At 59.4% G+C, this 9,598-nt stretch carries 12 protein-coding genes, 1 tRNA gene and 1 pseudogene; 10 read left to right on the forward strand and 4 right to left on the reverse strand.

All coding sequences use genetic code 11. The features are described 5' to 3' along the window. Nucleotides 1-187: hypothetical protein (locus tag JQ611_RS41020; protein ID WP_212468801.1), on the reverse strand; the 187-nt coding region annotated here is incomplete at its 3' end. A gap of 310 nt (nucleotides 188-497) precedes the next feature. Between JQ611_RS41020 and JQ611_RS41025 the strand changes: the two genes are divergently transcribed. From JQ611_RS41025 to JQ611_RS41040, 4 genes and pseudogenes are all read left to right on the forward strand, one after another. Then, entirely contained in the window at nucleotides 498-707 is a 210-nt protein-coding gene (locus JQ611_RS41025; RefSeq protein WP_212468802.1) for a hypothetical protein, read from the forward strand. 541 nt (nucleotides 708-1,248) lie between these two features. Next, nucleotides 1,249-1,431: pseudogene (locus JQ611_RS43230) on the forward strand (hypothetical protein); the annotation flags it as partial. A gap of 250 nt (nucleotides 1,432-1,681) precedes the next feature. Next, nucleotides 1,682-1,843 carry a hypothetical protein gene (locus JQ611_RS41035; RefSeq protein WP_212468803.1) on the forward strand — a complete coding sequence of 54 codons (162 nt, stop codon included), beginning with the start codon at nucleotides 1,682-1,684 and terminating at the stop codon, nucleotides 1,841-1,843. Nucleotides 1,844-2,651: 808 nt separating this feature from the next. Continuing rightward, on the forward strand, nucleotides 2,652-3,746 hold the full coding sequence (locus JQ611_RS41040; protein ID WP_212468804.1) for a S1C family serine protease: 1,095 nt from the start codon (nucleotides 2,652-2,654) through the stop codon (nucleotides 3,744-3,746). A gap of 4 nt (nucleotides 3,747-3,750) precedes the next feature. Here the strand turns inward: JQ611_RS41040 and JQ611_RS41045 are convergent, their stop codons facing one another. Together JQ611_RS41045 and JQ611_RS41050 are read right to left on the reverse strand one after the other, a co-directional pair. Then, the gene (locus JQ611_RS41045; RefSeq protein ID WP_212468805.1) at nucleotides 3,751-4,392 is read right to left on the reverse strand and encodes a MarC family protein; all 642 of its coding nucleotides are present in this window, start codon (nucleotides 4,390-4,392) and stop codon (nucleotides 3,751-3,753) included. Between the two features lie 38 nt (nucleotides 4,393-4,430). After that, a complete protein-coding gene (locus JQ611_RS41050) occupies nucleotides 4,431-4,586 on the reverse strand; it encodes a hypothetical protein (protein ID WP_212468806.1) in 156 nt (51 codons plus the stop codon). An 828-nt stretch (nucleotides 4,587-5,414) separates the two neighbouring features. On the opposite strand from JQ611_RS41050, the gene hspD reads away from it, so the two are divergent. The 6 genes from hspD (at nucleotide 5,415) to JQ611_RS41080 (ending at nucleotide 8,851) form a co-directional block, all read left to right on the forward strand. Further along, entirely contained in the window at nucleotides 5,415-5,870 is a 456-nt protein-coding gene (gene hspD / locus JQ611_RS41055; protein ID WP_212468807.1) for a small heat shock protein HspD, read from the forward strand. A 108-nt stretch (nucleotides 5,871-5,978) separates the two neighbouring features. After that, nucleotides 5,979-6,296 (forward strand): hypothetical protein, encoded by a 318-nt coding sequence (locus JQ611_RS41060; protein WP_212468808.1) that lies wholly within the window; start codon nucleotides 5,979-5,981, stop codon nucleotides 6,294-6,296. A gap of 26 nt (nucleotides 6,297-6,322) precedes the next feature. Further along, nucleotides 6,323-6,559 carry a hypothetical protein gene (locus tag JQ611_RS41065; protein ID WP_212468809.1) on the forward strand — a complete coding sequence of 79 codons (237 nt, stop codon included), beginning with the start codon at nucleotides 6,323-6,325 and terminating at the stop codon, nucleotides 6,557-6,559. Next, nucleotides 6,552-6,734, forward strand: coding sequence for a hypothetical protein (locus JQ611_RS41070; RefSeq protein WP_212468810.1), 183 nt, complete (start codon nucleotides 6,552-6,554; stop codon nucleotides 6,732-6,734). The genes JQ611_RS41065 and JQ611_RS41070 overlap by 8 nt, the downstream gene beginning before the upstream one ends. 818 nt (nucleotides 6,735-7,552) lie before the next feature. Continuing rightward, nucleotides 7,553-7,705 carry a hypothetical protein gene (locus JQ611_RS41075; RefSeq protein ID WP_212468811.1) on the forward strand — a complete coding sequence of 51 codons (153 nt, stop codon included), beginning with the start codon at nucleotides 7,553-7,555 and terminating at the stop codon, nucleotides 7,703-7,705. Nucleotides 7,706-8,782: 1,077 nt separating this feature from the next. Continuing rightward, nucleotides 8,783-8,851, forward strand: a tRNA-Arg gene (locus JQ611_RS41080). Nucleotides 8,852-9,135: 284 nt separating this feature from the next. Here JQ611_RS41080 and JQ611_RS42920 read toward each other — a convergent pair. Further along, nucleotides 9,136-9,534 (reverse strand): DUF2934 domain-containing protein, encoded by a 399-nt coding sequence (locus tag JQ611_RS42920; RefSeq protein WP_312012406.1) that lies wholly within the window; start codon nucleotides 9,532-9,534, stop codon nucleotides 9,136-9,138. Nucleotides 9,535-9,598 lie beyond the last annotated feature (64 nt).

Below are 9,598 nucleotides of genomic sequence, written 5' to 3' on the forward strand. Positions count from 1 at the left end.
CAGCTTGCAAAGCTTGGGGCGCCGCGCCCGATCCCACCCGGCCCGATCGGACCCCGCAGCCCGATAGCGATCCGCCCTGAGTTGGTCTGATGACGTTTTCGAAGATGTCGCTCACGAGCTGCGCCGGCGCTGCGACTTGCAGATGCGCGATCTCCCCTGTGCGCTCTCTGATTTTGTTGAACGTCATGAGGGGGCGGATCGGCGCCAATTGATGTTGCGACTGGTTTAACTACGTTCCTCACGAGCCGCGCAAAGCGCCCGATGGTCGTGACAAAAACGGCCCCGGCAGGCGGGAAGCTCTCTGGGGCCGCTCACAACCGCAACGCCGAAAAGCGCCAACGGCGACCAAAGCTAACGCGACTTGGTTGAATCGTTTCCCAGCTACTTTGGAGTACCTCCGCAGCCGTTTCGTAAACTAGCCAGTCGGTTGGAACGCTGGGCCGGGAGAGGAGTTTGGATTTTCCTTCTACGTGGTGTTTTTATCGTGGGGCAAAATTGTGAGTGACGTGCAAGAATTCAATAGACTGGTCGTCGGCGCTCGCTTCAAGATCAGTGAACTCGGAGCCACTCGATTGCGATCGCTGGCCGGCAAGACGGGGATCGTGGTCGAGGTTTTTCGAAGCAATACAGGCGTCACCGTGCTGTTCGATGGTGCCAAAAGACCAACCTGCCTGCACAGGGATTTTATCACCCCAATCTCGCGGTAACGCATCCTAGCGCGCGGCTTTTCGCTTGCTCGCCCGCTCTGTTGCGGAAAACTGCAGGCTGGTAGATCGGCACCAGGCTACACGAAGCGGTGATAGCGGACCGCTACATGAACATGAGGTGGCCTTACGCGAAGATCATAAAGCCAAGGAACGCCACCAAGACGGCCAGGCAAATCATCCCGAGTCGGAAGAACAGGGTGCTGCGATCCATGGCGTGGCCGGCTAAGTTTCATTTAACGTCGTCTACTTCCCCGCGCGACCCGCCGGTGGTCGTGAGACCAAATCTCGATGGTCGGAGGGTCTTCAAAATATTGGCGGCCTCCCGCTCCGCGGTTTGCGGGTCGGTAGCGGCGAGGTCATAGCGGGCCAGCGCCATCCCGCTAAGGTCGAGCGCGTAGGCAATGGATCTAGTTAAGCGCGCCGTTCCTGGGCCGTCTGTCCATCTTTTGAACCCCTGCGTGTCAGGCGCCTTATTGCTTGCGCACCCACTCTGGTTGCGGAAAACTCCGGCTGGTCGAAATCTTGGCTGAAGGCTAAGAAAATGACAAAGGCACCGAGCAAAGTTGAACTACAGAAGCCGGTCAGCAAAGCCGAGCGCGAAGCGCGGAAGGCATTCCGCCAAGTCGACGCCGAAAAGGCAATGACCGAGCACGAAATCGCGCAACAGGCGTTCTCAAAACACCGCGAGCGCCTCAAGGCCGAGCGGCTGGAGCGCGAGGCTGCAGCGCCACCGCGCACAGTCCAGCCCAAAGCGAAGAAAGCGAGACGGCGTTGGACCTCCGAAGAGGAGCAGAAGCTTGAAGAGCTTCTCGATGCCGGAAAGGAAGCCGCCGAGATAGCTGTTGAACTGAACCGAACACGCCAAGCTGTCTATGCTCGATTGCAACGGCGTTACAGAACACGAGCGAAGCAGCCAGCCCGGCTTATAGACGGGGGCTGACGCAGCGTCCCGCCGTTTTACAGGGGAAATGACGATGAGAGTTTTGATCATTCTCGCCGCGGTATGTTTTTCAGCGTCCGCGATGGCGCAGGGTCCTTCGCCGCCGAAGGAGGGCCAAAAGCCGCTGGTTCAGGTGAAGCCAAAAGCAGCAGAAGGCTGCAAGCTCGTCGGGACGGTCAAGGGGACAAAGCTTTGAGCCGGCAATTGCACGGCGGCTTCAGAACTGCGCGGAACGGCATCCACGGACGAACCCTCCGCGCCAGCGCCGGCTCCTAAAGCAAATTCCCCCGCGGCGAAAGAATAAGCACTTTCGGGGGCGGCTCTCGCGCGTCACCTCACGCCCAGATCCCATGCGCTTCCGTCGGGCAGCGAACAGACGACCTTTTCACTGTTATCCCAGCAGATTGGCGGTTCAAAAGAAGGCTCGATTCAAGCACTCGCGGCGGTCCGGCAATTTGCCTGCAATCTAGCGGCTCTTCACCTGATTATCATGGGCTTCGCCGCCTTGACGCACTCTTCCACTTTCGGTTCGTCAAGATTCGTCTTCTGGCATTTCAGCCTCTCCGCGGCTTCATCAAAGCCGCAGCCAGACAGGGCAATAACGCTGTCAGCACCATGAATCCAATATGAGTTTCCCATCGCCCGTTTTCCAGCCTGGAAGACGATGTTCCAAGCGGGAAGGGTTTGGGAACAATGCATCGACCTTCGCATAATCCCGCATGAACAACTTGGACGCGCGGAAAGAGGAGGCCTTCGTCTATGTGTCGCTAAGCACAGGGACGCTAATCGCGTGCCTCGCCCCAGCCTTGGTGGCCTCGGCCGGACCCTGCTTTGGCGTCCGGTGCCGCACTCACATGCGGCCGCCAAAAAACTAGGTGCCTCCTGTTTTGTTTCAAGAGAATGGAAGGTTTGTCGCCACATGGGGACGGCGGAACGAACCTGTCCGGCGAGCCTTAATGGCTTGGAACCTCACCGCCCCAATACCGCGATCTTGGAGAAGTCCCATGCACCGGCAATTTTCCCGCGGAGCCATTATCGTTCTGATCGTGCTGCTTGCCGTCCTGGCTGGACGGCCCTACCTCGACACCCTGCTGTTCGCGGCCACCTCCCCGAGGCCGATTGCTGCACGCAGCGACCTGGCGGAGGCGGAGCGCGCGACAATCGGTCTGTTCGAACGGGTCTCGCCTTCCGTAGTCCAGGTCGTGGGTGCCGCGAATGCCTCGCCGCCAGGATACGCCGAGAGCGAGGGCGGAGGACAGAGCGGCACGGGCTTCGTGTGGGACGGCGCCGGCCACGTGGTCACCAACAACCATGTTGTGAGCGGAACCCGAGAGGTTGCGATCCGGTTCGCTACCGGCGAAGTAGTCGGCGCATCGATCGTCGGGACCGCGCCGAATTACGACCTCGCCGTCGTCAGGCTGCGCAATACCCGCAATCTGCCCAGCCCCATCGCGGTAGGAACCTCAGCCGATCTGAAGGTCGGCCAAGCAGCGTTCGCAATCGGCAATCCCTTCGGGCTCGACCAGTCACTGACAACGGGCGTGATAAGCGCTCTGAAGCGGCGACTGCCGACGAGCGCCGGGCGGGAAATCGGCAACGTCATCCAGACCGACGCCGCCGTTAACCCCGGCAATTCCGGTGGACCGTTGCTGGATTCCGCCGGGCGACTGATCGGCGTCACCACCGCGATCATTTCCCCATCCGGATCCAACGCCGGCATAGGATTCGCTGTCCCGGTGGACACTGTCAACCGCGTCGTTCCCGAGCTTATCAAAAACGGCCGCGTTCCAACCCCGGGCATCGGCATCATTGCCGCGAACGAGGCTGTCGCAACCCGACTTGGGATCGAAGGCGTCGTGGTGGTGCGCACCGTGCCCGGATCGCCGGCTGCGCAAGCGGGGTTGCGCGGCATCGACCAGGCCGGCGAACTCGGCGACGTCATCGTGAGCGCGAACGGACAGCCGGCCAGGCGACTGTCCGATCTGACGGACCAGCTAGAAGCCGTCGGCGTGGGACGCGAGATCGAGCTCTCGGTGAAACGCAAGGACGGGCCGTCGACTGTCCGGGTAAAGATCGAGGACATCGGCCGCTCCAGTTGAGATATCAAGCGAGCCCGACAGCCTGCGGAAATCCACCCCGGAGGCCGTCAAAGACGAACTGCACGGCAAGCCCTGCCAGGAGTATGCCGGATATCCTTCCGACGACGTCGGCCCCGGTCTGCCCTAAGATCCGTACGAGCACGTCCGCCGCGCGCATCGCGATGTAGGTGATGGTGAGACACAGCCCGATCATCACGATGATGGATGCGTCTTCGCTCCAGCCTTCGGCCCGACCTGTCAACAGCACGACCGCAGAAAGAGCCCCGGGACTGGCGATAAGAGGGAAAGCGAGGGGGAATACTGCGATGTCGCCCGGCTTTTCCGCGTCTCGCCGTTCCCCCTCGTTGATCGATGAAAGACCGGGACTCGAAAATGTCAGCGTCAACGCCTGGAGAAAGAGCAACATGCCACCCGCCACGCGAAACGCCGGCAGCGAGACGTGCAGCAGGGACAGTACCAAATTTCCGCCCACCGCGAAAAGCAGCAGCATGAGTCCCGCAATAGCGACGGACCGAAGGGCAAGGCTCCGCCGCTCCTTGTGGTGGGTGCCGGACGTGAGGCCGGCGAATATGATCGCAGTCTCGATCGGCCCGATCGTGACGAACAGCGTGACGAAGCTCGACAGAAGGCTTGAAGGAACGTGCATCGAACCTGTCCGAGGGATTGTGGCTCGCCGAAATTTTTCTACGGCTCAATCGAGGATGAGATGACGGCGGGAGGCTGCGAGTAGGCTTCCGGCGGATCCGGCCGCGTCACGAGATAGAGCTCGCCCGCCACCAACATGACCGCGGCGACCGCCAATCCAAACATGGCAAGCACCAGATCGTATGGGTCATCCATCGCATTCGAAAAATTGCAATGTGGTTGAGGCCGGAGCCATCGCCTTTGGCTATCCGCGCGAGCGCTAGAGGTGAATAACAGCGGGTCCGAAGACCTTTGGCTATCCGCGACAGGCGCCGTTGTGAACGGCGGGCGATGGCTCCGCCCAATCGAACGTCGTTCCGGAAAACTTGTTCCAAGGTTGCCATCGCAAAACGATCGGTCGCAACCGCGGTGCCGTGCAGGCATTCGACCGCGCAGCTTTAAGTTTGTCATGAGGACTAAATGTTTGATATCTGGCAAACCCCGTCGCCGATTTCGGTTTTTCTGTCTCTGCGAACGGAGGGACACATGAAACCAAAATTGCTCTTGCCGGATTGTTCTCGCTCACCGCCGTCGGATTGGCTCCGCGACCGGCCTCCGCAATTCCGAACGGACTGCCGCATGCCAACCAGGTCACAAAGGTCGAGCAGGTGCGCTGGGGCTGCAACCCGTGGGGCCGCTGCTGGTGGCGGCCGAACTACTATGGCGCCTACGGCTTCTATCCCGTGCCGCGCTTCGGCCATCGCCATTGGGAGCATGCCATTGGGGTCATCGCGGCTGGCGCCGATGGTAACCTTTCCTGGGGGCTCCGGCCCCCTTTTCCCTTTAGGTCAGGCTGGCGCCCTAGCGAAAATCGGGGAGCAAAAAATTTTATCCGCCCCCTTGAAACCAAAATCCGGTTTTTTTATTTTTCAGTCGCCATCGCAAGATGGCTTCTGGGCGCCTGATGGGCCCGGGAAACCTAGAGACGGGCACCGGTCGTGTCCGGTGCCGCTCGTACCATTTTGCTCTTTGGAGGATTTGGCTATGCGCACTTACGACTTCTCTCCCCTTTGGCGCTCGACCATTGGTTTCGATCGCCTCTTCGACCTCGCCGAAACCGCCCAGCGCGCTGGCGAGGACAACTACCCCCCTTACAACATCGAACGGCTAAGCGACGATCGCTACCAGATTTCACTGGCGGTCGCTGGCTTTTCGCCCGACGAAATCTCGGTAACGGCCGAGCAGAACGTGGTCACCATCGAGGGCAACAAGCGGGATAAGGCCGAGCGCGACTATATGTACCGGGGCATCTCCGCGCGGCCGTTCAAACGGCATTTCAACCTTGCCGATTATGTCCAGGTGAGGAGCGCCGCATTCGAGAACGGATTGCTGCAGATCGAACTGGTGCGGGAGATTCCCGAGGCCATGAAGCCGCGACGCATTGCGATCAATGGAGCGGCGGCCAGCAGCATGCAGCAGCTCGAAGCCAAAGCCGCTTAAATAAATATCTCGCCTTTAAGCACAGCGCCCCGCCCGGACGAACGGGCGGGAATGCTGACGTCTGCCTAAACCGGAAGTGTCTCACAGAAAGGAGAAGGAGGGCTTTCGATGATTGATCGTCCTGACAACGTCATTGACCTGAATGGAATACTGCATCCCGGTATTGCTTACGATCATCCCCGCGACGTCGTCGCAGACCCGGCAATCTCGATTGACCAGAAGCGTGCGATCCTGGCGTCCTGGGCATCGGACGCAGCCGCCGTGCCGTCGAATCCGGCGCTCAGGGAACTGCCGGGGCGTTATCGCCGGGTAACCATCGATGAAGTGCTTGAAGCCTTGGCGGAATTGGATTCAGCACCCAACGAGCCGCCGGGTGGAAAGCCGGCCCGGCTGAAATCGACCGCCCGAGCGAGCATCGCTGCATAGACAACAACCGCACGCACGAGATCAGCATGATTGAAGAGAAATTTGCGCGGTTGCGCACCCACCGCAACAACATCGACCGATACCGACGGCTGTTGAAGACCGAACTGACGGAACTCGAGCGCCGGTTCATCGAGAGGCGCCTATCGGAAGAGCAGACTGCGATGGATGAACTGGCTGCCTCAACGTTTCCAGTCCGCTTCAACCAGCCGATGCTGGCCGGAGCCAGCATGGCTCCGCCCGCTGGGGAGGCCTGCCATGTCTGATATCGAGGATTTTCTGATGCGCAGCGGACAGAACGTGATCAACCATTGTGAGCGTCTTCTCTCTTCATGCCGATCGGACGAGGAACGAGAGCGGCTGAGGCGCCTCATCGGCAACGGGGAGCAATTTCTAGAGTGGTTGGCACGGCGGGGAATTTCCCGTCGGCTCGCCGTGTAGCTGCCGCTCGACCTGCCGGCACGATGGTCGGTCGTGTTCCCTCTGCCGTAAATCGGGCGTCTTATGATTCGTCTTTTGCTCCTTCGGGAGGGCCTTGCGCGCGTCGGCTCGCTTTCGTTCCGCGATTTCGGCAGGCGCCCGTCCAGGCGAAGCCGTTGTTGCGGCGGCCCGACCCTTCTCCTCGCGCAGCATCGGAAAGCCCGAATCGTTGCAGCGGCCGGCCAGCTTGTGCGCAATCGTCTTACGGTCGGGAGTAACTCGAAGACCCCATACACCGCTTTGGATTCAATCGTACCCCACCTGAATTTTTTGGTCCAGTTATGGCGAACGGGTTGTTTCTTCGTTCAACGCACACAGAAAGGCTAATTGGTTCGCCATTTGATAAAGTTTCGCCGATGTGAAAAGTCGCGCTACCGCGTTGCCGGTGGCGCCCTATGCGCGTGCCAGCAACGAACGCTAGACCTTCGGCCCCGACGGACCAGACGGCCGCCGTCCGGCTTGTACTTTCGCATCACCGAACTTCTCAACAGAAGATTGAGCGCTTCTGGAATAGCTCCTTTCCTTTGGCAAGGATGACACGGGTCTTCAAATGCCTTGAAGACTTCGACAAGTGCACCAAGCCCCACGGCAAACACGTCTGCAGAGCTTTGTTGGCCATCTTTGGGGGAAGCAGCTCATCCCTTTCACAAAGTGACGTTCACCCTCTGATTCTATTCCGTTCTCAACGAACGAATCGAAGTCGGACAGATCAGCGCGGATAAGGTCTTAATTGAACCTTACCACCTCCGGCCTGTTGTCCCGTTCAACAGGAGGTTTCCATGCCAGACAACAAGAGCCAAGGTATCGTTCGTGACGAGCGCGGTCAGGAGCAGCCCGCAGACAAGGAGCGCGCCCAGAAGGTCGTTTCCGTAGAGGAAAAGAAGAGGGTCGAGACCGAGGTTGAGAAGACTGCCGAGAAAAGCGGCTTCTAGGAACCTAAGTTCCGATTCGCGCATTGTCGCTCGAACAGGAGACGACCATGGCTGTGAATAACGGCACGTTATGGCCCTTTTGCCAGATGTCGGTAGAACCGTGCGCACCGCATCGAGGGAGCCATTCGGAGCACTGCATTTGGCGATAAGCTCGTCGCTGGCCGACTGGCCGCCTCGTGGCGGTCGTGACCGTTCGTGGGGATGCGCCCAGCTCGGCCTCAGGACGCAGTTGCACGCGATCACGGACAACCAGGTTTCGGAAATGGTCGAGGTACGGCGCCTCGACGTGCGAACCGCGGGCCGCACAAGAACGCCGATGGCACGGTGGCGCATCTATCGTCCATCACGGCGCGCAGGCTCTCCTCGAGAACGGCGTCAGCCGCCCTCTCGCTGCTTTGTGCGCTGGCCACCTCCGCGGCCTTGCGGTCAGCTCCCAATCGCTCCCGCTGTTGCTGCCCAGAACGCCTATCAGCGTCCAGCCAACTGAGAGTTCGCCATTTCCGGCGGTTCGTGCTTGGGCCTTGATCTAGCCGCACATAAAGGCATGGACCCCGCGCTTGACCGGACATTTTCGCAGGCCCGGTAACTTTACCAAACGCTTGGGCCGGTGGAAGGCTTTGAGGTCACTAGCGCACCAACCCCGCCAGAAGCAACCATGTAAGCTTGAATGATCCCTACGCGTGCGACTGCAAAACTGAGCCAAGGAAAATCTACGCTGTTTCAAAAGACCGTGGTCGAAACCGTAGTTCGCGTGGTACGTGATCGACGGAAAGCGAGTGTTATCAAGGGAGTTGACGGGACACCCCTTCCGCCAAAATTATGTATAATATATTGATAATATTGAGCATTTTTAAAGCTGGTGGATCTACCCACAATTGGACCCACAAGACCACGGGCAGAGTATCGGCCCGCCCGCCGCGGGTTCGATGGCCCATGTCGTACATCAGCAAAAGATCACCTTGAGGCGAAAATGCTGTTGGGCAGCCTTCGCTGCGCCACGACAATCCCATGGCGGAAAGCGATGAGCGAGGGCCGATCTGCAATCCGCTACGATAATTTCTCTGTGAGGTTGAATGCGTTGCTTAATGGTGGAGTAACGGATTTCTACTCCGTGGGTTGCAGGTTCGAATCCTGCTGGGATCGCCAGAAAAAACCCTTGCAAATAAAGGGTTTCTCGCAATTCCAGTTTGTTCTTTTGGCAAAATCAGTGCGGCTAAACGCTGCTAGCCGGTGCAAGTGATATCAAGCAGTTACGGGTGATTAGCAACTGTTCCGGACAGCACGGAAACAGCATGGCGCCTTCGTGGTTTGTTCTAGGTCCGGCGCCGGTCTGGCAGCTATCGAGGCCCTCGCCTATCTAGCCCGTATGCGGAATCAGCGTTTAAACCCTGCATACCGCCCCGCGCAGAACTAAGGCCGAGGTGGCGGCGCTACTCGCCTTTACGTTTCTCCGATTCCGCCTGCAGCCAGAACTCTAAGTCCCGACCCACCGGGCGCCCGTGTTGCTCCCAGAGCTCGTGGGCACGCGCCCTGATTTCTTCTTTGGTCCGTCTCGCCGCCAGGCGTTGCCGTAGCTTCTGTTTTAGCTCTTCGACCCAAGCAGTGAGGCGCTGATAGGTCGTTTGGTCCGTGACGCGCGAGACTATGCGGGTCGCTTGCTCGATCTTGCGTTCCAGTTGGAGGGGATCCCTCGTTCTGGTCCATGGCTGACCTCCGTCAATGTATGACGAAGTTGGCCGGCAATTGTTCGGCTCATCGCTTAGAAGGAGTTGCTTGGAACGGTCGCGGCGGTCGTGAATTAGCGAAGCGTCGTGCCAACCCCCGAGCACGATAGATAACCTCCAAGACGGCCCTGGATTTCGTGCACCAGGGCCGTCGCTTTTTTAAGGGCGG

This window comes from Bradyrhizobium sp. AUGA SZCCT0182, from assembly GCF_018130185.1.
Taxonomy (GTDB): domain Bacteria; phylum Pseudomonadota; class Alphaproteobacteria; order Rhizobiales; family Xanthobacteraceae; genus Bradyrhizobium.

What these genes read in the sequence shown, in the direction of transcription:
- JQ611_RS41035 (WP_212468803.1), top strand. Translation starts at nt 1,682, where the DNA reads ATGAGAGTTTTGATCATTCTCGCCGCGGTATGTTTTTCAGCGTCCGCG.
- JQ611_RS41040 (WP_212468804.1), top strand. Translation starts at nt 2,652, where the DNA reads ATGCACCGGCAATTTTCCCGCGGAGCCATTATCGTTCTGATCGTGCTG.
- JQ611_RS41045 (WP_212468805.1), bottom strand. Translation starts at nt 4,392, where the DNA reads ATGCACGTTCCTTCAAGCCTTCTGTCGAGCTTCGTCACGCTGTTCGTC.
- JQ611_RS41050 (WP_212468806.1), bottom strand. Translation starts at nt 4,586, where the DNA reads ATGGATGACCCATACGATCTGGTGCTTGCCATGTTTGGATTGGCGGTC.
- hspD (WP_212468807.1), top strand. Translation starts at nt 5,415, where the DNA reads ATGCGCACTTACGACTTCTCTCCCCTTTGGCGCTCGACCATTGGTTTC.
- JQ611_RS41060 (WP_212468808.1), top strand. Translation starts at nt 5,979, where the DNA reads ATGATTGATCGTCCTGACAACGTCATTGACCTGAATGGAATACTGCAT.
- JQ611_RS41065 (WP_212468809.1), top strand. Translation starts at nt 6,323, where the DNA reads ATGATTGAAGAGAAATTTGCGCGGTTGCGCACCCACCGCAACAACATC.
- JQ611_RS41070 (WP_212468810.1), top strand. Translation starts at nt 6,552, where the DNA reads ATGTCTGATATCGAGGATTTTCTGATGCGCAGCGGACAGAACGTGATC.
- JQ611_RS41075 (WP_212468811.1), top strand. Translation starts at nt 7,553, where the DNA reads ATGCCAGACAACAAGAGCCAAGGTATCGTTCGTGACGAGCGCGGTCAG.